The organism is Streptomyces sp. NPDC048696 (genome assembly GCF_043198895.1).
Classification (GTDB): domain Bacteria; phylum Actinomycetota; class Actinomycetes; order Streptomycetales; family Streptomycetaceae; genus Streptomyces.
The window spans coordinates 143402-165323 of record NZ_JBICVJ010000015.1 but is presented as its reverse complement, the minus strand read 5'-3'; the positions used below and the strand labels follow the sequence as shown (position 1 = coordinate 165323).

Sequence of the window (21922 nt, the reverse complement as noted above, 5' to 3'; positions counted from 1 at the left end):
AAGCGATGTCCGAGCAAGGAACGTCTTCGCAAGGAACGTCCGGGCGGGGAGCGGTCGACGAGCAGGGAACGGCCGGGCGGGGAACGACCGAGCAGGAAACGGGAACGGGAGAGGCGCGTCGCGGGGGTGCGGCATGGGCGCTGGTCATCACCAGCGTCGCCGGGTTCATGGCGGCGCTCGACAACCTCGTCGTCACCACGGCCCTGCCGTCCATCCGCAAGGACCTGGGCGGAGCGCTCGACGACCTGGAGTGGACGGTCAGCGCGTACACCCTCACCTTCGCCGTGCTGCTGATGTTCGGCGCGGCGCTGGGGGACCGGTTCGGCCGCCGGAAGCTGTTCATGACCGGCCTGACGATCTTCACCGGGGCGTCCGCCGCCGCGGCCCTCGCGCCCGGCATCCAGGGTCTGGTCGCCGCGCGTGCGGTCCAGGGCGTCGGCGCGGCGATCATGATGCCGCTCACCCTCACGCTGCTCACGGCGGCGGTGCCGGCCGCCAAGCGCGGGATGGCGTACGGCATATGGGGCGCCGTCAACGGCCTCGCCGTCGCCAGCGGCCCGCTCATCGGCGGCGCGCTGACCGAGCACTTCTCCTGGCAGTGGATCTTCTGGCTGAACGTTCCGCTCGGCGTGCTGGCGCTGCCGCTGGCACGGCTGCGGCTGTCCGAGTCGTACGGGTCCGGGGCGCGGCTCGACGTCGTCGGCACGGTGCTCGCGAGCGGCGGGCTCTTCGGGATCGTCTACAGCCTGATCCGGGGCAACATCGACGGCTGGACCAGCTCGACGGTGCTCGCCGGGCTCGTCGTCGGCACGCTGCTGCTGGGCGCCTTCGTCCGCCACGGGATGCGCGCCGAGGCGCCGCTGCTGCCGATGCGGCTCTTCCGGAACCGCGGGTTCTCGGCGATCAACCTGGCCAGCCTGCTGATGTACGTCGGGATGTTCGGCTCGATATTCCTGCTCAGCCAGTTCCTGCAGGGCGTGCTCGGTTACTCGCCGACCGAGGCCGGGCTGCGGATGCTGCCGTGGACCGGGATGCCGCTGCTGGTCGCCCCGGTCGCGGGCATCCTCTCCGACCGGATCGGCGGGAAGCCCGTGGTGGCCGCGGGTCTCGCGCTCCAGTCGCTCGGGCTCGCCTGGTTCGCCGTGATCATGTCGCCGACCGTGTCGTACGCGGCGCAGCTGCCGGCGCTGATCGCGGGCGGGACCGGGATGGCGCTGTACTTCGCGCCCGCCGCGAACCTGGTGATGTCCAGCGTGCGGCCCGCCGAGCAGGGCATCGCGTCCGGCGCGAACAACGCGCTGCGGGAGGTCGGCGGCTCGCTCGGCGTCGCCGTCCTGGCGGCGGTCTTCTCGGCCCAGGGCGGCTACTCCTCGGGCCAGGCCTTCACGGACGGGCTGCGGCCCGCCCTGTGGGCGGGCGCGGCGGCGGTCGCGCTCGCGGCGGCCAGCGCCCTGTGCCTGCCGCGCCGGACGACCGCGGCTCCGGTGGAGGTGCCGAGGGCGGCGCGGGAGGACGTGCTGGTGGGGTGACGGGGGAGTGATCGGTGGGGGCGGGGGATGCGGCCGGGGGCCGCGGCCCCCGCCCCTACGCGCGCGTGGCGCCCGGCTCGTCTCGCTACCGACCCCCACGCGCGCGTGGCCCCCGGCACCGCCACCCGGCCCCCCGCCACCCGCCCCGTACGCTGGACCCCGTGCAGGTACTTCACGACGCTCCCCTCGCCCCCCTCACCACCTTCCGGCTCGGCGGGCCGGCCGACCGGCTCGTTGTGGCCGGGACCGACGACGAGGTGATCGCGGCCGTACGCGAGGCGGACGAGAGCCGGACGCCGCTGCTCGTCGTCGGCGGCGGCAGCAATCTGCTCATCGGGGACAAGGGATTCGCCGGGACCGCGCTGCGGATCGCCACCACCGGGTTCCGGCTGGAGGGGACCCGCCTCGAAGTGGCCGCGGGCGAGGTCTGGACCGACACCGTGACCCGTACCGTCGAGGCCGGGCTCGCCGGGATCGAGTGCCTGGCCGGGATCCCCGGGTCGGCCGGGGCCACCCCCATCCAGAACGTGGGCGCGTACGGCCAGGAGGTCTCCGCGACGATCAGCGAGGTCGTCGCCTACGACCGGGTCGAGCGGGCCACGGTCACGCTCCCCAACTCGGCGTGCGCCTTCTCGTACCGCCACAGCCTCTTCAAGGAGCACCCCGAGCGTTACGTGGTGCTGCGCGTCCGGTTCGAGCTTGAGGACGCGGGCGGGCTGTCCGCGCCGATCAAGTACCCCGAGACCGCCCGGGCGCTCGGCGTCGAGGCGGGCGACCGCGTTCCGGCCGCCACCGCGCGCGAGACGGTTCTGAAGCTGCGGGCCGGCAAGGGCATGGTGCTCGACCCGGAGGACCACGACACCTGGTCGGCGGGGTCCTTCTTCACCAACCCGATGCTGGGCGAGGACGAGTTCACGGCCTTCCTCGCGCGCGTGCACGACCGGCTCGGCCCGGACGTCGCCCCGCCCGCGTTCCCCGTCGGCGACGGGCGGACCAAGACCTCCGCCGCCTGGCTCATCGACAGGGCCGGGTTCACCAAGGGCTACGGCACCGGCCCCGCCCGCATCTCCACCAAGCACACCCTCGCCCTGACCAACCGGGGCGGCGCCACCACCGAGGACCTGCTGGCGCTCGCCCGCGAGGTCGTCGCGGGCGTGGAGCAGGCGTTCGGCGTGACCCTGGTCAACGAGCCGGTGACGGTCAACGCCGAGATCTAGGGCCGGAGGGTCCGTCCCGTACTAGTACTAAGTACTAGTACGCCACACACACCCCCTGCTTCACCGTCGCCGCGTCGTCGATCATGCTCAGCATCGCCTGGGCCACGTCGGCGCGGCCGATGCTGCGGGCGCTGCGCGGGGTGGCCCCGACGGCCTTGCGGTACGTGCTGGTCAGCGGCTTGTCGACCAGGCGGACCGGGCGTACCGACGTCCAGTCCAGGGCCGAGGCCGCCAGCTCCGCCTCCATCTGCCGCAGGTCGTCGTAGACGTCCTTGAAGAGGGCGTTGACGATCGTGTGCGTGAGGCGGTCGAGGAACGGGTCGTCGGGCGCCTCCGGGCCGACCGGGCCCGCGCTGATCACCAGCAGGCGGCGGGTGCCCGCCGCGTCCATCGCCGTCACGATCGAACGGGTCAGCCGGGCCGCGATGCCGCTCGCCGCGTCCGCGCGCTTGTTGGCGCCCAGGCACGAGAGGACCGCGTCACGGCCCGCCACGGCCGGGCGCAGGCTCTCGGGGTCGGACAGGTCGCCCCGCAGGACGTCGAGGCCCGCGCCGGTGACGGTGAACCGCGCCGGGTCCCGTACCACCGCCGTGACCTCGTGTCCGGCGGCCAGCGCCTGCTCGACGACCTGTTGGCCGATTCGGCCTGTCGCGCCGAAAACCGTGAGCTTCATGACGTCCTCCCCGGGGTGGGCACGTGCGTACTCGCCACTAGGGTGAGTAAGCACTCACCCACCCGTCAAGCAGATCCCCACCACGGGCGAACGGTGTCGCATCCGACGTGGACACGCGCCGCTTCCCGCCCTTCGCAGTTGAACGGAGACCCCCATGCAGCGGCAGCCGACCCGGGTCCGCATCGTCGACGCCGCCCATCAGCTGATGCTCACCATCGGCCTCGCCCGGGCCACCACCAAGGAGATCGCCCGGGCCGTCGGATGCTCCGAGGCCGCGCTCTACAAGTACTTCGCGAGCAAGGAAGAGCTCTTCGTCACCGTGCTGCGCGAGCGGCTGCCCGGGCTGACGCCGCTGCTCGACCGGCTGGCCGCCGACCCGGGGGAGCGGACCGTCGAGGAGAACCTGACCGAGATCGCCCGCCGGGCCGCGCTCTTCTACGCCGAGACCTTCCCGATCGCCGCCTCCCTCTACGCCGACCCCCGGCTCAAACTGCGCCACTTCGAGGGCCTGCGGGAGCTCGGCGACGGCCCGCACATGCCCATCCGGGGCCTGGACGCCTATCTGCGGGCCGAACAGGCCGCCGGGCGCATCCGGGCCGGGGCGGACACCTACGCGGCCGCCTCGCTGCTCCTGGGCGCCTGCGCGCAGCGCGCCTACGCGTACGACATGAGCGAGGACGGCAGGCCCCCGCACCCGGTGGACGAGTTCGCCGCCTCCATCGCCCGCACCCTGCTCGCCGGGATCGCCTGAGACCGGGATCGCCTGAGACCGGGGGCGCTTACGCCGCCAGCCAGGCGTCCACGCCCGCGAGCAGCCGCTTCTTCACCTCGTCCGGCGCCGCCGACCCCCGCACCGACTGCCGTGCGAGCTCGGCCAGTTCGGCGTCCGTGAAGGCGTGGTGGCGGCGGGCGATCTCGTACTGCGCGGCCAGCCGGGAGCCGAACAGGAGCGGGTCGTCGGCGCCGAGCGCCAGCGGCACGCCCGCCTCGTACAGCGTCCGCAGCGGGACGTCCTCGGGTTTCTCGTAGACGCCCAGGGCCACGTTCGAGGCCGGGCAGACCTCGCAGGTGATCCCGCGCTCGGCGAGCCGCCGCAGCAGCCGGGGGTCCTCGGCGGCCCGCACGCCGTGGCCCACACGCGAGGCGTGCAGGTCGTCCAGGCAGTCCCGCACGGACGCGGGGCCGGTCAGCTCGCCCCCGTGCGGCGCGGCGAGCAGCCCGCCCTCCCGGGCGATCGCGAAGGCGCGGTCGAAGTCGCGTGCCATGCCGCGGCGTTCGTCGTTGGAGAGCCCGAAGCCGACCACGCCCCGGTCCGCGTAGCGGACGGCGAGCCGGGCCAGGGTGCGGGCGTCCAGCGGGTGCTTCATCCGGTTCGCCGCGACCACCACGCGCATGCCGAGCCCGGTCTCGCGGGACGCCGCATCGACCGCGTCGAGGATGACCTCCAGGGCCGGGATGAGCCCGCCCAGCATCGGCGCGTACGACGTCGGGTCGACCTGGATCTCCAGCCAGCCGCAGCCGTCCCGGACATCCTCCTCGGCGGCCTCCCGCACCAGGCGCTGGATGTCCTCCGGGGCGCGCAGGCAGGACCTGGCGATGTCGTAGAGCCGCTGGAAGCGGAACCAGCCCCGCTCGTCGGTGGCCCGCAGCTTCGGCGGCTCGCCACTGGTCAGCGCGTCGGGCAGATGCACGCCGTACTTGTCGGCGAGCTCCAGCAGGGTCGTGGGGCGCATCGACCCCGTGAAGTGCAGGTGCAGATGGGCCTTCGGCAGCAGGCGAATGTCCCGAACGCTCTCCATGCACCCTCCGTTACCGATAAACTCCGCTCCGTGCCGTGAGGCGCCGGGCAGGGCTTGTCCGTCATGAGGCCGCGCGAGCGGCCGAGTGAGAAGCCCCTCCGGGGGAGGAGTCACTGAAGGATCTTGCCGCAATTGGTCCTTGCCAGGCAGCCGAGTTCCCCGAACGAGCGTGTGCCTGAACGCGTAAGCGGGCTCCCGGTCCATGACCGGGAGCCCGCTTACGCGCGTTCAGTCGCGCGCTTCCGCCAGCAGCTTCTGGATCCGGGAGACGCCCTCGACCAGGTCCTCGTCGCCCAGCGCGTACGACAGGCGCAGGTAGCCCGGCGTGCCGAAGGCCTCGCCCGGGACGACCGCGACCTCGACCTCGTCCAGGATGAGCGCGGCGAGCTCGACGGAGGTCTGCGGGCGCTTGCCGCGGATCTCCTTGCCGAGCAGGCCCTTCACCGAGGGGTACGCGTAGAACGCGCCCTCGGGGGTCGGGCAGATGACGCCGTCGATCTCGCTGAGCATCCGCACGATGGTCTGGCGGCGGCGGTCGAACGCCGTGCGCATCTCGGCGACCGCGTCCAGGTTGCCGGAGACCGCGGCGATGGCCGCGACCTGGGAGACGTTGGCGACGTTGGACGTGGCGTGCGACTGGAGGTTGGTCGCGGCCTTGACGACGTCCTTGGGGCCGATGACCCACCCGACCCGCCAGCCGGTCATCGCGTACGTCTTGGCGACGCCGTTGACGACGATGCACTTGTCGCGCAGCTCGGGCAGGATCGCGGGCAGCGACACGGAGACCGCGTCCCCGTAGACCAGGTGCTCGTAGATCTCGTCGGTGAGCACCCACAGGCCGTGCTCGACGGCCCAGCGGCCGATGGCCTCGGTCTCGGCGCGGGTGTAGACGGAGCCGGTCGGGTTGGAGGGGGAGACGAAGAGGACGACCTTCGTCTTCTCCGTACGGGCCGCCTCCAGCTGCTCGACCGAGACCCGGTACCCGGTGGTCTCGTCCGCGACGACCTCGACCGGGACGCCGCCCGCGAGGCGGATCGACTCCGGGTAGGTGGTCCAGTACGGGGCCGGGACGATGACCTCGTCGCCCGGGTCCAGGATCGCCGCGAACGCCTCGTAGATCGCCTGCTTGCCGCCGTTGGTCACCAGGATCTGGGACGGGTCGACCTCGTAGCCGGAGTCGCGCAGGGTCTTCTCGGCGATCGCCTTCTTGAGCTCGGGCAGGCCGCCGGCCGGGGAGTAGCGGTGGTACTTGGGGTCGTGGCAGGCCGCGGCGGCAGCCTCGACGATGTAGTCCGGGGTCGGGAAGTCGGGCTCACCGGCGCCGAAGCCGATCACCGGACGCCCGGCGGCCTTGAGGGCCTTGGCCTTGGCGTCGACGGCGAGGGTCGCGGACTCGGAGATCGCGCCGATGCGCGCGGACACCCGGCGCTCGGTGGGAGGGGTTGCAGCGCTCATGCGGCCATCGTCCCAGACCGGCCCGGGCCGGGGTACACGGGTTTCATGGACCGGACGGGGCAGTTGCACAGTGCGTTCAACGCGTCCGTACGGAGCTGTCAGGAGCTATCTGTTCGACGCCGGGCGTTGAACCACGTACACTCACCTGTCGTTGGCCTCCGCCGATCGAATCCACTCCGGGCACTCGGTGCACTCGGTTGGATGCGGTAGGTTGGGGGAACCACAAAGGGTCGTAGCTCAATTGGTAGAGCACTGGTCTCCAAAACCAGCGGTTGGGGGTTCAAGTCCCTCCGGCCCTGCTACACGCACCTTCGCCAGGGTGTGTGCGCATGTACGTACTTCTATGCACCGCCGTGCGGCTCCACCGGGCGCGGCACGGCCACGACCCGGAATCAGGTGAGAAGCGTGACGGACGCCGTGGGCTCCATCGACATGCCTGATGCCCAGGACGAGGCGTCTGCGTCAGCGGACAAGGACTCCAAGAAGAAGGCCCGCAAGGGCGGCAAGCGCGGCAAGAAGGGCCCCCTGGGCCGTCTCGCGCTCTTCTACCGGCAGGTTGTCGCCGAACTCCGTAAGGTTGTCTGGCCGACGCGCAACCAGTTGTCGACGTACACCACTGTGGTGATCGTGTTCGTCGTCATCATGATCGGCATCGTGACCGTGATCGACTCCGGATTCCAGCACGTCGTCAAGTACGTCTTCGGCTGATCCGCCGCGTAAGGGCGCCCACCGGCGCCTTTTTCGCATTGTTCCACCCATCTGTAGCCAGGAAGAAGCAGCCACGTGTCTGACCCGAACCTGAACGACGCCGTCGAGTCGGTCGAGTCCGTCGAGGACCAGATCGACATCGTCGAGGCGGCGGACGCCGTGGACCCGGACCAGGCCGACGCTGCCGACGCCGCCGCGGGCGAGCCCGCCGAGGAAGCCGCGCTCCACGTCGAGGACGAGGACGAGCTGGAGGCCGCCGAGGCCGTGTCCGAGGACGCCGACGTCGAGGCCGCCGCTGAGGACGAGGCCGAGGAGGCTCCCGAGGAGCCCGCCGCGCCCGTCGACCCGGTCGAGGCCCTGCGCCAGGAGCTGCGCGGTCTGCCCGGCGAGTGGTACGTCATCCACACGTACGCCGGTTACGAGAAGCGTGTGAAGGCCAACCTCGAACAGCGTGCCGTCTCGCTGAACGTCGAGGAGTTCATCTATCAGGCCGAGGTCCCCGAAGAGGAGATCGTCCAGATCAAGAACGGCGAGCGCAAGAACGTCCGGCAGAACAAGCTGCCCGGTTACGTTCTCGTCCGCATGGATCTGACGAACGAGTCCTGGGGCGTCGTCCGCAACACGCCTGGCGTCACCGGCTTCGTGGGCAACGCCTACGACCCGTACCCGCTGACCCTGGACGAGATCGTCAAGATGCTCGCCCCGGAGGCCGAGGAGAAGGCCGCCCGCGAGGCCGCCGAGGCCGAGGGCAAGCCGGCTCCGGCCCGCAAGGTCGAGGTCCAGGTCCTGGACTTCGAGGTCGGCGACTCGGTCACCGTCACCGACGGCCCGTTCGCGACGCTGCAGGCCACGATCAACGAGATCAACGCCGACTCGAAGAAGGTCAAGGGCCTCGTCGAGATCTTCGGCCGCGAGACCCCGGTCGAGCTCAGCTTCGACCAGATCCAGAAGAACTAGTTCTTTCACTGGTTCCGCTCGGACACCACGTCTTCCGAACAGGTCAGACCGGCTCTTCAAAGCCGGTCTGACCTGCTCGGTTTTTAGCCGCAGACAGATACCCGTTATCGTTGTGCGGTATGCCTCCATCTGGATGATCGGATGCAGGCGGTTCACTCTCACTAGGACCCGGAGAGAGCAATGCCTCCCAAGAAGAAGAAGGTCACGGGGCTTATCAAGCTCCAGATCAACGCCGGTGCGGCGAACCCGGCCCCGCCGGTCGGCCCCGCGCTCGGTCAGCACGGCGTCAACATCATGGAGTTCTGCAAGGCCTACAACGCCGCGACCGAGTCGCAGCGTGGCTGGGTGATCCCGGTGGAGATCACGGTCTACGAGGACCGCTCCTTCACCTTCATCACCAAGACGCCGCCGGCCGCGAAGATGATCCTCAAGGCCGCTGGTGTCGAGAAGGGCTCCGGCGAGCCCCACAAGACCAAGGTCGCGAAGATCACCGAGGCCCAGGTCCGCGAGATCGCCACGACGAAGCTCGCCGACCTGAACGCCAACGACCTGGACGCCGCGTCCAAGATCATCGCTGGCACCGCCCGTTCCATGGGCGTCACGGTCGAGGGCTGATCTCAGCTTTCCCCGCCATGCGGCGGTAGCCGCAAGGTGACACAGCACTCCAGTGGTAGGACCAAGCGCTGGTCCGCACCACGACTCCATGCCTGATTGAACACAGGAGCAGAAGTGAAGCGCAGCAAGACTCTCCGCGCTGCGGACGCCAAGATCGTCGCGGACAAGCAGTACGCGCCGCTCGAGGCCGTCCGTCTCGCCAAGGAGACCTCCTCGACCAAGTTCGACGGCACCGTCGAGGTCGCCTTCCGCCTGGGTGTCGACCCGCGCAAGGCCGACCAGATGGTCCGTGGCACCGTGAACCTTCCGCACGGCACCGGTAAGACCGCCCGGGTCCTGGTCTTCGCGACCGGTGACCGTGCCGAGGCCGCGCGTGCCGCGGGCGCCGACATCGTCGGCTCCGACGAGCTCATCGACGAGGTCGCCAAGGGCCGTCTGGACTTCGACGCCGTCGTCTCCACCCCGGACCTCATGGGCAAGGTCGGCCGCCTCGGCCGCGTGCTCGGTCCGCGTGGTCTGATGCCGAACCCGAAGACCGGCACGGTCACCCCCGACGTCGCCAAGGCGGTCGAGGAGATCAAGGGCGGCAAGATCGAGTTCCGCGTCGACAAGCACTCGAACCTGCACTTCATCATCGGCAAGGTGTCCTTCGACGACGCCAAGCTGGTGGAGAACTACGGCGCCGCGCTGGAGGAGATCCTCCGTCTGAAGCCGTCCGCCGCCAAGGGCCGCTACATCAAGAAGGCCACCATCACCACCACGATGGGCCCCGGCATCCAGCTGGACGCCAACCGCACCCGCAACCTCCTCGTCGAGGAGGACCCGGCCGCGGTCTGAGCCTCACCGCTCTAACGGCTGATTCCGGGCCGGGCCCCGCACCTGTTCACAGGTGCGGGGCCCGGCTTTTTGCTGCCCGGGCCCGTCGCTGCCAGGGGCACGCTGTGTCGCAGCCCCGTCCCAACTTCCCCGGGCGCCCGCGGCGTTGTCGCACCCCTGCGCTACCTTCGATGTCCAGGAGAAAAGGTATTCGAGGGGGATGGCATGAACAGCAGGTCCGTACGGCGTACGTGTGTCTCGCTGGTGGCGGCCGGAGCGGCGCTCGCCGGGGTCGCCGCCTGCGGGTCCGGCAGCGGCTCCGACAAGGCCGCGCCCGCCAAGGAGCAGCACAAGGCGGGCTCGGACTTCAGCCCGGTCGCGGCCCTCCAGGCGGTGCAGAAGAAGACCGACGGGGCCGGCTCCTCCAAGGTCGAGATGACGATGTCCATGGGCACCACCATGGGCCTGCAGGGCGCGGGCGACCTGGCGTGGGGCAACGGGATGACCGGCACCATGCGCATGAAGTACACGGCGGGCACGATGGCCCAGACGATGAAGCAGATCGGCGCCGAGAGCATCGACGCCCGCTATCTGCGCGACGCCTACTTCGCCAACATGGGCCCCGCCTTCGCCCAGTCCGTAGGCGGCAAGCACTGGATCCGCTACGGCTACGACGACATGGCCAAGCTGATGGGCCCGAGCGGCGCCGTCATGAAGGACCAGATGCAGAACTCGACGCCCCAGCAGGGCGTGAAGGCGCTGCTGGCCTCGGGCGACGTCAAGAAGGTCGGCACCGAGGACGTGCGCGGCGTGCAGACGACGCACTACTCGGGCACGGTCGACATCGCCAAGCTGGTGGGATCGAGCTCCGGGCTCGACGCGAAGACGCTGGACGCCTTCAAGACGCAGATGAACCAGAGCGGCATCAGCACGGACACCGTCGACATCTGGGTGGACAAGGACGACCTGCTGGTCAAGAAGACCGAGCGGGCGGCGACGAAGAACGGCGAGCTGAACACGACGGCGTTCTACTCGGACTACGGCGTCAAGGTCGCCGTCGAGGCCCCGGCGGCCGCCGACACCCTGGACTTCACGACTTTGATCAAGCCCAAGACCCCCACCCAGCAGCAGGGCTGAGCCGAGGCCTTAATTCGTCTCACCTGTCACAGTGGTCGGATACCGTGGCGGGGGAACGCCTGATCGGAAAAATCCCGACACGGGCGAACAGGGGAAACAAGGGGTGGGACGCATGACCAGGACCGGATGGACGCGGACGGGGCTCTCGCTGGCGACGGCCGCCGTGGTGGTGGCGGGAGCCGCGGGCTGCGGCGGCGGCGACGGCAAGAAGGCGGACGGCGCGGCCAAGAAGCCGGTGGTCGGCGAGCAGTCGCGTACGGACGCGCAGCAGATGCTGACGGCGGCCTTCAAGAAGACGTCGGCCGCGAAGTCGGCGAAGGTCCGGATGAGCATGTCGATGCCGGCCGCCATGGGTCAGGACGCGGGCGACACCCAGGTCACCGGCGTCATGGCGTGGAACCCGACGTCGATGGACCTGACCGTGGTCAACTCCTCGCCCAGGACGAAGGCGGCGGGCGCCCCCGAGAAGGCCCGCATGGTCTGGCTCGGCAACGTCATGTACATGGACGCGAGCTCGATGGGCACCGAGACCGCCAAGGACCTCGACGGCAAGCACTGGATCAAGCTCGACCTGGCCGCCGCGGCCAAGATGTCGGGCGGCAACGACCAGCTGACCAAGTCGATGACGTCCGGCCTGGAGAACATGAACCAGGACCCGTCCCAGCAGCTCGCCCTGCTGCTCGACTCGCCCAACCTGAAGCACCTGGGCGCCGAGCAGGCGGACGGCGTCGCGACCGAGCACTACAAGGGCACGCTCACCATCGACGAGATGGTGGCGAGCAACAAGACGCTCGACACCCTGGGCCCCAAGGAGCGCGAGCAGCTCCTCGCCAACATGAAGAAGACGGGCGTCAAGGGCTACGACACCGAGGTCTGGGTCAACAAGGACGGCTACCCGGTCAAGATGGACGTCGCCATGGACAGCCCCCAGGGCAAGGTGACCACGTCCACGCACTACTCGGACTACGGCACGAAGGCCGAGGTCAAGGCCCCGGCCGCGGACGACACCCTGGATCTGTTCGAGATGCTGAAGGGCCTGGGCGACCTGGGCAAGAACGGCACCCCGGGCTCGGCCTGACCGTCCCGTACGACCGGATTTGCTCGATCCGCCACCCGTCACGTACTCTTCCACAGAAGCCAAAGACCGCTGGTCGTTGCCGTGCCTTCGCAAGAAGGGGCGGTGGCCGAAGGATCCGCTGCATGCGGACGACCCGCGCAGGTGACTGTGGAAAGTTCCCGGACTCGCTCCGGTCGAGCTACGCCCCGTGCACTTGCGCCGGGGCGTTTTTTATGTCGCGGTCCCTTTTGAGCGGTCCTCATCACCCGGAAGGAGCCGACGCACTATGCCGACGCCCAACAAGGCTGCCGACGTAGCCGAGCTTGAGGACAAGTTCCGCAGCTCGAACGCCGTCGTGCTGACCGAGTACCGGGGTCTCACCGTGGCCCAGCTCAAGACGCTGCGCCGTTCGCTCGGTGAGAACGCCCAGTACGCCGTGGTGAAGAACACGCTGACCAAGATTGCGGCCAACAACGCCGGGATCACCTCGCTCGACGACCAGTTCACTGGTCCGACGGGTGCTGCCTTCATCACCGGTGACCCGGTGGTGTCGGCCAAGGGTCTTCGTGACTTCGCCAAGGAGAACCCCAACCTGATCATCAAGGGCGGTGTCCTTGATGGCAAGGCGCTGTCCGCCGATGAGATCAAGAAGCTCGCGGACCTTGAGTCCCGCGAGGTTCTGCTCGCCAAGCTGGCGGGCGCCATGAAGGGCAAGCAGTCTCAGGCTGCCGCGCTCTTCCAGGCGCTTCCCTCGAAGTTCATCCGCACCGCGGAGGCGCTTCGTGCCAAGAAGGCCGAGCAGGGCGGTGCCGAGTAATTCGGCTCGCGCATTGATCCGCGCCGCCTAGTGCGCGGGTCGCAGCGGGCCGTTACGCCCGCCTCTATATACATCCGGCACCTGCCGATTTAGTGGAAGGATCGCCCATCATGGCGAAGCTCTCTCAGGAAGACCTCCTCGCCCAGTTCGAGGAGATGACCCTCATCGAGCTGGCCGAGTTCGTCTCGGCGTTCGAGGAGAAGTTCGACGTCACCGCCGCCGCCCCGGTCGCCGTTGCCGCCGCCGGTGGTGCCGCTGGTGGCGCCGCCGAGGCCGTCGAGGAGAAGGACGAGTTCGACGTCATCCTCACCGGCGCCGGCGACAAGAAGATCCAGGTCATCAAGGTCGTGCGTGAGCTCACCTCCCTGGGCCTCAAGGAGGCCAAGGACCTCGTCGACGGCACCCCGAAGCCGGTCCTCGAGAAGGTCAACAAGGAGGCCGCTGACAAGGCTGCCGAGTCCCTCAAGGCTGCCGGTGCGGCCGTCGAGGTCAAGTGACCTTGTGAGTCTTCTGACTCTTCGTGCGTGACGTCCCAGGACGTGTAACGCGCACACACCGAAAGGCGATCACCCATCCGGGTGGTCGCCTTTCGGCGTACCCGGGCGGCGCCGTGACGGCTGCCTTGCGCGGCGGACGACAGGGAGTATGGTGATCATCGCCGTACGCCCCGTGTACGCCTCGTAGCCGTACGAGCAGCCACGGAGCGATCTCCGCGGAGCTGAGGGGTCTTGACGAACCGCACGCAGCGCGCAATTCTCAGGACGCGTCGTCACATCGATCCGGATCCGAGGCATGGATCGAAGACGAAGAGGGCAGTATCGATGTGCGCCTCACAGCGCGTGGCTTGCGAGGTACTGAGAAGAACAATGAGGGTCGCGAAAAATCCGCCCTGGACATCAGTGGGCCGAGTGGCTACACTGACCCTTTGCGCTGCCTGTTAGCTGCCCCCTGCCCGTCACCAGGGGCATGCCCTCGCTTGAGCACCTCGGATTGAACTGCCCTGACCTGGCCTTCTCCGGCTGAATCGGGAAACTTCTCTCTCTGTGCCCTCGTGGGACCGGTACGCGCGTAGTGAGTCCGAGCCCTCGGAAGGACCCCCTCTTGGCCGCCTCGCGCAACGCCTCGACCGCCAATACGAACAACGGCGCCAGCACCGCCCCGCTGCGCATCTCCTTTGCAAAGATCAAGGAGCCCCTCGAGGTTCCGAACCTCCTTGCGCTGCAAACCGAGAGCTTTGACTGGCTGCTCGGCAATGCCGCTTGGAAGTCTCGCGTCGAGGCCGCTCTCGAGAACGGACAGGACGTCCCCACGAAGTCCGGTCTGGAGGAGATCTTCGAGGAGATCTCCCCGATCGAGGACTTCAGCGGGTCGATGTCGCTGACCTTCCGCGACCACCGCTTCGAGCCGCCGAAGAACTCGATCGACGAGTGCAAGGAGCGCGACTTCACGTTCGCGGCCCCGCTCTTCGTCACCGCCGAGTTCACCAACAACGAGACCGGCGAGATCAAGTCCCAGACGGTCTTCATGGGCGACTTCCCGCTCATGACCAACAAGGGCACCTTCGTCATCAACGGCACCGAGCGTGTCGTGGTGTCGCAGCTCGTCCGCTCGCCGGGTGTCTACTTCGACTCCAACATCGACAAGACGTCCGACAAGGACATCTTCACGGCCAAGATCATCCCGTCCCGGGGTGCCTGGCTGGAGATGGAGATCGACAAGCGCGACATGGTCGGTGTCCGCATCGACCGCAAGCGCAAGCAGTCCGTGACCGTCCTCCTCAAGGCTCTCGGTTGGACCACCGAGCAGATCCTGGAGGAGTTCGGCGAGTACGAGTCCATGCGCGCCACCCTGGAGAAGGACCACACCCAGGGCCAGGACGACGCGCTGCTCGACATCTACCGCAAGCTGCGCCCGGGCGAGCCGCCGACCCGCGAGGCCGCTCAGACGCTGCTGGAGAACCTCTACTTCAACCCGAAGCGCTACGACCTCGCGAAGGTCGGCCGCTACAAGGTGAACAAGAAGCTCGGCGCGGATGAGCCGCTGGACGCCGGCGTCCTCACCACGGACGACGTCATCGCGACCATCAAGTACCTGGTCAAGCTGCACGCGGGCGAGACCGAGACGGTCGGCGAGTCGGGTCGGAACATCGTCGTCGAGACCGACGACATCGACCACTTCGGCAACCGTCGTCTGCGCAACGTCGGCGAGCTCATCCAGAACCAGGTCCGTACGGGTCTGGCTCGTATGGAGCGCGTCGTGCGCGAACGCATGACCACCCAGGACGTCGAGGCGATCACGCCGCAGACCCTGATCAACATCCGGCCGGTCGTCGCCTCCATCAAGGAGTTCTTCGGCACCAGCCAGCTGTCGCAGTTCATGGACCAGAACAACCCGCTGTCGGGGCTCACCCACAAGCGCCGTCTGTCGGCTCTTGGCCCGGGTGGTCTCTCCCGTGAGCGGGCCGGCTTCGAGGTCCGTGACGTGCACCCGTCTCACTACGGCCGTATGTGCCCGATCGAGACGCCTGAAGGCCCGAACATCGGTCTGATCGGTTCGCTCGCCTCCTACGGCCGCGTCAACGCGTTCGGCTTCATCGAGACGCCGTACCGCAAGGTCGTCGAGGGCCAGGTCACCGACGAGGTCGACTACATCACGGCCGACGAGGAAGACCGCTTCGTCATCGCGCAGGCCAACGCCGCGCTCAACGACGAGCTCCAGCTCACCGAGGCCCGCGTCCTGGTCCGCCGCCGTGGCGGCGAGGTCGACTACGTGCCGCCGGCCGAGGTGGACTACATCGACGTCTCGCCGCGCCAGATGGTGTCGGTCGCGACCGCGATGATCCCCTTCCTTGAGCACGACGACGCCAACCGTGCCCTCATGGGCGCGAACATGATGCGTCAGGCGGTGCCGCTGATTAAGTCCGAGGCGCCGCTGGTCGGCACCGGCATGGAGTACCGCTGCGCCACCGACGCCGGCGACGTGCTCAAGGCCGAGAAGGACGGTGTGGTCCAGGAGGTCTCCGCGGACTACATCACCATCGCCAACGACGACGGCACGTACACCACGTACCGCCTGCACAAGTTCTCCCGCTCGAACCAGGGCACCTCGGTCAACCAGAAGGTTGTCGTGGACGAGGGCGCCCGGGTCATCGCCGGTCAGGTCCTGGCCGACGGTCCGGCGACCGAGAACGGCGAGATGGCGCTGGGCAAGAACCTGCTCGTGGCGTTCATGCCGTGGGAGGGTCACAACTACGAGGACGCGATCATCCTGTCGCAGCGCCTCGTGCAGGACGACGTCCTCTCCTCGATCCACATCGAGGAGCACGAGGTCGACGCCCGTGACACCAAGCTCGGCCCGGAGGAGATCACCCGGGACATCCCGAACGTCTCCGAGGAGGTCCTCGCCGACCTCGACGAGCGCGGCATCATCCGTATCGGTGCCGAGGTCGTCGCCGGCGACATCCTCGTCGGCAAGGTCACGCCCAAGGGTGAGACCGAGCTGACGCCGGAGGAGCGCCTGCTCCGCGCGATCTTCGGTGAGAAGGCCCGTGAGGTCCGTGACACCTCGCTGAAGGTGCCGCACGGCGAGACCGGCAAGGTCATCGGCGTCCGCGTCTTCGACCGCGAGGAGGGCGACGAGCTTCCCCCCGGTGTGAACCAGCTGGTGCGCGTGTACGTGGCGCAGAAGCGCAAGATCACCGACGGTGACAAGCTCGCCGGCCGTCACGGCAACAAGGGCGTCATCTCGAAGATCCTGCCGATCGAGGACATGCCGTTCCTGGAGGACGGCACCCCGGTCGACATCATCCTCAACCCCCTGGGTGTCCCGTCCCGAATGAACCCGGGACAGGTCCTGGAGATCCACCTCGGCTGGCTCGCCAGCCGCGGCTGGGACGTCTCCGGTCTGGCCGACGAGTGGGCCCAGCGCCTGCAGGCCATCGGCGCCGACCAGGTCGCCCCCGGCACCAACGTCGCGACCCCGGTCTTCGACGGTGCCCGCGAGGACGAGATCGCCGGTCTCTTCGAGGCCACGATCCCGAACCGCGACGGTGACCGCCTGGTCCTGCCGTCCGGCAAGGCCAACCTGTTCGACGGCCGCTCCGGCGAGCCGTTCCCGGACCCGATCTCGGTCGGGTACATGTACATCCTGAAGCTGCACCACCTGGTCGACGACAAGCTGCACGCCCGCTCGACCGGTCCGTACTCGATGATCACCCAGCAGCCGCTGGGTGGTAAGGCCCAGTTCGGTGGCCAGCGCTTCGGTGAGATGGAGGTGTGGGCGCTGGAGGCATACGGCGCCGCGTACGCCCTCCAGGAGCTGCTGACCATCAAGTCCGACGACGTCACCGGCCGTGTGAAGGTCTACGAGGCCATCGTCAAGGGCGAGAACATCCCCGAGCCCGGCATTCCCGAGTCCTTCAAGGTGCTCATCAAGGAAATGCAGTCGCTCTGCCTCAACGTGGAGGTGCTGTCCTCGGACGGCATGTCCATCGAGATGCGCGACACGGACGAGGACGTCTTCCGCGCTGCGGAGGAGCTCGGTATCGACCTGTCCCGGCGCGAGCCGAGCAGCGTCGAAGAGGTCTGACGGGTCTGGTGGGGGGCTCCCTGAGAGCCCCCCACCTCCCCCTGGGCCTTAAGGGCCCGGGAGGGACCCCCATCCGGACCCCCCTCAGACCATCTTGAAGAATCGACCCCGAAAGAGGGATTGACGACAAGTGCTCGACGTCAACTTCTTCGACGAGCTGCGGATCGGCCTCGCCACTGCTGACGACATCCGTCAGTGGTCCCACGGTGAGGTCAAGAAGCCGGAGACCATCAACTACCGCACCCTCAAGCCCGAAAAGGACGGACTCTTCTGCGAGAAGATCTTCGGTCCGACCCGGGACTGGGAGTGCTACTGCGGCAAGTACAAGCGCGTCCGCTTCAAGGGCATCATCTGTGAGCGCTGCGGCGTCGAGGTGACCCGCGCCAAGGTGCGCCGTGAGCGGATGGGCCACATCGAGCTTGCCGCTCCCGTGACCCACATCTGGTACTTCAAGGGCGTCCCGTCGCGCCTTGGCTACCTGCTCGACCTCGCGCCGAAGGACCTTGAGAAGGTCATCTACTTCGCCGCGTACATGATCACGTTCGTGGACGAGGAGCGCCGTACGCGCGACCTGCCGTCGCTGGAGGCGCACGTCTCCGTCGAGCGCCAGCAGATCGAGAACCGCCGCGACTCGGACCTCGAAGCCCGCGCCAAGAAGCTTGAGACGGACCTCGCCGAGCTTGAGGCCGAGGGCGCCAAGGCCGACGTGCGCCGCAAGGTGCGCGAGGGTGCCGAGCGTGAGATGAAGCAGCTGCGCGACCGTGCGCAGCGCGAGATCGACCGTCTGGACGAGGTCTGGTCGCGCTTCAAGAACCTCAAGGTCCAGGACCTTGAGGGCGACGAGCTGCTCTACCGCGAGCTGCGTGACCGCTTCGGCACGTACTTCGACGGCTCGATGGGTGCCGCTGCCCTGCAGAAGCGCCTGGAGACCTTCGACCTCGACGAGGAGGCCGAGCGCCTCCGCGAGATCATCCGTACCGGCAAGGGCCAGAAGAAGACCCGTGCGCTCAAGCGCCTCAAGGTCGTCTCGGCGTTCCTGCAGACCAGCAACAGCCCCAAGGGCATGGTGCTCGACTGCGTGCCGGTGATCCCGCCGGACCTGCGTCCGATGGTGCAGCTGGACGGTGGCCGCTTCGCGACCTCCGACCTGAACGACCTGTACCGCCGTGTGATCAACCGCAACAACCGTCTGAAGCGTCTGCTCGACCTCGGTGCCCCCGAGATCATCGTGAACAACGAGAAGCGGATGCTCCAGGAGGCGGTCGACGCCCTCTTCGACAACGGCCGTCGTGGTCGCCCGGTCACGGGCCCCGGCAACCGTCCGCTGAAGTCCCTCAGCGACATGCTGAAGGGCAAGCAGGGTCGATTCCGTCAGAACCTGCTCGGTAAGCGTGTGGACTACTCCGCGCGTTCCGTGATCGTCGTCGGTCCGCAGCTGAAGCTGCACCAGTGTGGTCTGCCCAAGGCCATGGCGCTGGAGCTCTTCAAGCCGTTCGTGATGAAGCGCCTGGTCGACCTGAACCACGCGCAGAACATCAAGAGCGCCAAGCGGATGGTCGAGCGCGGCCGCACGGTCGTCTACGACGTCCTCGAAGAGGTCATCGCCGAGCACCCGGTTCTGCTGAACCGTGCGCCCACGCTGCACCGCCTCGGCATCCAGGCCTTCGAGCCGCAGCTGGTCGAGGGCAAGGCCATCCAGATCCACCCGCTCGTCTGCACCGCGTTCAACGCGGACTTCGACGGTGACCAGATGGCCGTGCACCTGCCGCTCTCCGCGGAGGCGCAGGCCGAGGCCCGCATCCTGATGCTGTCCTCGAACAACATCCTCAAGCCCGCCGACGGCCGTCCGGTGACGATGCCGACGCAGGACATGGTCCTGGGTCTGTTCTTCCTCACCACCGACGGTGAGCTCCGTGACACCAAGGGCGAGGGCCGCGCGTTCGGCTCCACGGCCGAGGCGATCATGGCGTTCGACGCGGGGGAGCTCGCGCTCCAGTCGCCCATCGACATCCGCTTCCCGATCGGCACCGTCCCGCCGCGTGGCTGGACCCCGCCGGTCGAGGAGGAGGGCGAGACGACCTGGCAGCAGGGCGACTCGTTCCGGCTGCGCACCTCGCTGGGCCGCGCGCTCTTCAACGAGCTGCTGCCCGAGGACTACCCGTTCGTCGACTACTCGGTGGGCAAGAAGCAGCTCTCCGAGATCGTCAACGACCTGGCCGAGCGCTACCCCAAGGTCATCGTGGCGGCGACGCTCGACAACCTGAAGGCGGCGGGCTTCTACTGGGCGACCCGTTCCGGTGTCACCGTGGCCATCTCCGACGTCGTGGTCCCCGAGGCCAAGAAGGCGATCGTCGCGGGCTACGAGGCGCAGGACGAGAAGGTCCAGAAGCAGTACGAGCGCGGTCTGATCACCAAGGACGAGCGCACGCAGGAGCTCATCGCGATCTGGACCAAGGCGACCAACGAGGTTGCCGAGGCGATGAACGCGAACTTCCCGAAGACGAACCCCATCTTCATGATGGTTGACTCGGGTGCCCGAGGAAACATGATGCAGATGCGTCAGATCGCGGGTATGCGTGGTCTGGTGTCGAACGCGAAGAACGAGACCATCCCGCGTCCGATCAAGGCGTCCTTCCGTGAGGGCCTCACCGTTCTGGAGTACTTCATCTCCACGCACGGTGCCCGTAAGGGTCTGGCGGACACCGCCCTGCGTACCGCCGACTCGGGTTACCTGACCCGTCGTCTGGTGGACGTCTCGCAGGACGTGATCATCCGCGAGGAGGACTGCGGCACCGACCGCGGCCTCAAGCTGAAGATCGCGGTGCGCGGCGAGGACGGTGTGCTCCGCAAGACGGAGGACGTCGAGACCTCGGTCTACGCCCGTATGCTCGCCGAGGACGTCGTCGTCGACGGCAAGGTCATCGCGCCGGCCAACGTGGACCTCGGTGACGTGCTCATCGACGCGCTGGTCAACGCGGGCGTCGAGGAGGTCAAGACCCGCTCGGTCCTGACCTGTGAGTCGGCCGTCGGCACCTGTGCCTTCTGCTACGGCCGTTCGCTGGCCACCGGCAAGCTGGTCGACATCGGTGAGGCGGTCGGCATCATCGCCGCCCAGTCCATCGGTGAGCCCGGTACCCAGCTGACGATGCGTACCTTCCACACCGGTGGTGTGGCCGGTGACGACATCACCCAGGGTCTGCCCCGTGTCGTCGAGCTCTTCGAGGCTCGTACGCCCAAGGGTGTCGCCCCGATCTCGGAGGCCAAGGGCCGCATCCGGATCGAGGAGACCGAGAAGACCAAGAAGATCGTCGTCACTCCGGACGACGGCAGCGACGAGACGGCGTTCCCGATCTCGAAGCGTGCCCGTCTGCTGGTGGGCGAGGGCGACGCGGTCGACGTGGGCCAGAAGCTCACCGTCGGTGCGACCAACCCGCACGACGTGCTCCGGATCCTCGGTCAGCGCGCGGTCCAGGTCCACCTGGTCGGCGAAGTCCAGAAGGTCTACAACTCGCAGGGCGTGTCGATCCACGACAAGCACATCGAGATCATCATCCGGCAGATGCTGCGCCGTGTGACGATCATCGAGTCCGGCGACGCGGAGCTGCTGCCGGGCGAGCTCGTCGAGCGCTCGAAGTTCGAGACCGAGAACCGTCGTGTGGTCACCGAGGGCGGTCACCCCGCCTCCGGCCGTCCGCAGCTGATGGGTATCACCAAGGCCTCGCTGGCGACGGAATCCTGGCTGTCGGCCGCCTCCTTCCAGGAGACGACCCGAGTCCTGACGGATGCGGCGATCAACGCCAAGTCCGACAGCCTCATCGGCCTCAAGGAGAACGTCATCATCGGTAAGCTCATCCCGGCCGGTACGGGTCTGTCCCGCTACCGCAACATCCGGGTCGAGCCGACCGAGGAGGCCAAGGCCGCGATGTACTCGGCCGTCGGCTACGACGACATCGACTACTCGCCGTTCGGCACCGGCTCCGGCCAGGCCGTTCCGCTGGAGGACTACGACTACGGTCCGTACAACCAGTAAGGCGTACGTCCACTGAAGGGCGCCCACTCCGTTTCACACGGGGTGGGCGCCCTTCGGCGTATCGTGGGTGGCGCTTGTCGAACGCATATTCGAAAGGCGGTGCGGCCCATGGTGATGAGCGCCCAGGAGCGGCTGGTGGAGGTGGTGGTGGCCGCAGTGGAAGTGGCCGCCGAGGCGGGGGAGTCCGGGACGTACACCGCCGACGTCGGCCGGACGCTCGGGGCGGTCGTGGCGAAGGTCGGCGCGCAGATCGCCGTCGACGGGGAGGCGCGCGGGTTCAGCAGCGGCTGGCGGGAGGCGATGGCGTACGCCTCCGGCGGCGCCGAGGGGGGCGGACGGGTGGTGCGGATGCCGGTGCGCGGGGGCGACGGGGAGGTTACTCCGGGGTAGGGTAGGCGGGTCCCCGGAGTTGCGTGGGCGCACGCTGTGACCTTGCGAGCGGGCACGCAAACAGGGATGAGAGCGACAAGCCTCGGAATCCCGCCACAAAATCCTTACACCGGTGGCCGGACGAGCCATTAATTC

At 68.3% G+C, this 21922-nt stretch carries 17 protein-coding genes and 1 tRNA gene; 15 read left to right on the top strand and 3 right to left on the bottom strand.

The annotated features are described in order from the left end of the window. Window positions 1–5: 5 nt before the first annotated feature. Window positions 6–1529, top strand: a complete 1524-nt coding sequence (locus ACGFRG_RS28555; protein WP_393268486.1) for a DHA2 family efflux MFS transporter permease subunit — start codon at window positions 6–8, stop codon at window positions 1527–1529. A 161-nt stretch (window positions 1530–1690) separates the two neighbouring features. Then, a complete protein-coding gene (locus ACGFRG_RS28550) occupies window positions 1691–2746 on the top strand; it encodes a UDP-N-acetylmuramate dehydrogenase (protein WP_393268483.1) in 1056 nt (351 codons plus the stop codon). A gap of 34 nt (window positions 2747–2780) precedes the next feature. Here ACGFRG_RS28550 and ACGFRG_RS28545 read toward each other — a convergent pair whose 3' ends face one another. Then, entirely contained in the window at window positions 2781–3419 is a 639-nt protein-coding gene (locus tag ACGFRG_RS28545; protein WP_393268480.1) for an NAD(P)-dependent oxidoreductase, read from the bottom strand. 154 nt (window positions 3420–3573) lie between these two features. Here ACGFRG_RS28545 and ACGFRG_RS28540 point away from each other — a divergent pair, with 154 nt between their 5' ends. Continuing rightward, window positions 3574–4170 carry a helix-turn-helix domain-containing protein gene (locus ACGFRG_RS28540; protein ID WP_361430747.1) on the top strand — a complete coding sequence of 199 codons (597 nt, stop codon included), beginning with the start codon at window positions 3574–3576 and terminating at the stop codon, window positions 4168–4170. 28 nt (window positions 4171–4198) lie between these two features. Here the strand turns inward: ACGFRG_RS28540 and ACGFRG_RS28535 are convergent, their stop codons facing one another. Both ACGFRG_RS28535 and ACGFRG_RS28530 read right to left on the bottom strand, forming a co-directional pair. Continuing rightward, window positions 4199–5218, bottom strand: a complete 1020-nt coding sequence (locus tag ACGFRG_RS28535) for an adenosine deaminase (RefSeq protein ID WP_361430748.1) — start codon at window positions 5216–5218, stop codon at window positions 4199–4201. 228 nt (window positions 5219–5446) lie between these two features. After that, entirely contained in the window at window positions 5447–6673 is a 1227-nt protein-coding gene (locus ACGFRG_RS28530; protein ID WP_361430749.1) for a pyridoxal phosphate-dependent aminotransferase, read from the bottom strand. A gap of 226 nt (window positions 6674–6899) precedes the next feature. Here ACGFRG_RS28530 and ACGFRG_RS28525 point away from each other — a divergent pair. The 12 genes from ACGFRG_RS28525 (at window position 6900) to ACGFRG_RS28470 (ending at window position 21787) form a co-directional block, all read left to right on the top strand. Beyond that, window positions 6900–6972 (top strand) — tRNA-Trp (locus ACGFRG_RS28525). 106 nt (window positions 6973–7078) lie between these two features. Further along, window positions 7079–7381 (top strand): preprotein translocase subunit SecE, encoded by a 303-nt coding sequence (gene secE, locus ACGFRG_RS28520; RefSeq protein ID WP_188276408.1) that lies wholly within the window; start codon window positions 7079–7081, stop codon window positions 7379–7381. Window positions 7382–7456: 75 nt separating this feature from the next. After that, window positions 7457–8338, top strand: a complete 882-nt coding sequence (gene nusG, locus ACGFRG_RS28515) for a transcription termination/antitermination protein NusG (protein WP_393268475.1) — start codon at window positions 7457–7459, stop codon at window positions 8336–8338. Window positions 8339–8518: 180 nt separating this feature from the next. Continuing rightward, a complete protein-coding gene (rplK, locus tag ACGFRG_RS28510; protein WP_361430752.1) occupies window positions 8519–8953 on the top strand; it encodes a 50S ribosomal protein L11 in 435 nt (144 codons plus the stop codon). A 114-nt stretch (window positions 8954–9067) separates the two neighbouring features. Continuing rightward, the gene (rplA, locus tag ACGFRG_RS28505) at window positions 9068–9790 is read left to right on the top strand and encodes a 50S ribosomal protein L1 (protein ID WP_361430754.1); all 723 of its coding nucleotides are present in this window, start codon (window positions 9068–9070) and stop codon (window positions 9788–9790) included. Window positions 9791–9994: 204 nt separating this feature from the next. Next, window positions 9995–10906 carry a hypothetical protein gene (locus ACGFRG_RS28500; RefSeq protein WP_361430755.1) on the top strand — a complete coding sequence of 304 codons (912 nt, stop codon included), beginning with the start codon at window positions 9995–9997 and terminating at the stop codon, window positions 10904–10906. A gap of 112 nt (window positions 10907–11018) precedes the next feature. After that, complete coding sequence (locus ACGFRG_RS28495) at window positions 11019–11984, top strand: hypothetical protein (protein WP_361430756.1); 966 nt, start codon at window positions 11019–11021, stop codon at window positions 11982–11984. Window positions 11985–12249: 265 nt separating this feature from the next. Further along, window positions 12250–12780, top strand: a complete 531-nt coding sequence (gene rplJ, locus ACGFRG_RS28490; RefSeq protein ID WP_361430757.1) for a 50S ribosomal protein L10 — start codon at window positions 12250–12252, stop codon at window positions 12778–12780. 110 nt (window positions 12781–12890) lie between these two features. Beyond that, window positions 12891–13277 (top strand): 50S ribosomal protein L7/L12, encoded by a 387-nt coding sequence (rplL, locus tag ACGFRG_RS28485; protein ID WP_361430758.1) that lies wholly within the window; start codon window positions 12891–12893, stop codon window positions 13275–13277. 604 nt (window positions 13278–13881) lie between these two features. Further along, a complete protein-coding gene (gene rpoB / locus ACGFRG_RS28480) occupies window positions 13882–17367 on the top strand; it encodes a DNA-directed RNA polymerase subunit beta (protein ID WP_361430759.1) in 3486 nt (1161 codons plus the stop codon). 130 nt (window positions 17368–17497) lie between these two features. Then, window positions 17498–21397 carry a DNA-directed RNA polymerase subunit beta' gene (locus ACGFRG_RS28475; RefSeq protein WP_361430760.1) on the top strand — a complete coding sequence of 1300 codons (3900 nt, stop codon included), beginning with the start codon at window positions 17498–17500 and terminating at the stop codon, window positions 21395–21397. A gap of 108 nt (window positions 21398–21505) precedes the next feature. Further along, window positions 21506–21787, top strand: coding sequence for a hypothetical protein (locus ACGFRG_RS28470; RefSeq protein WP_393268468.1), 282 nt, complete (start codon window positions 21506–21508; stop codon window positions 21785–21787). Window positions 21788–21922: the final 135 nt, after the last annotated feature.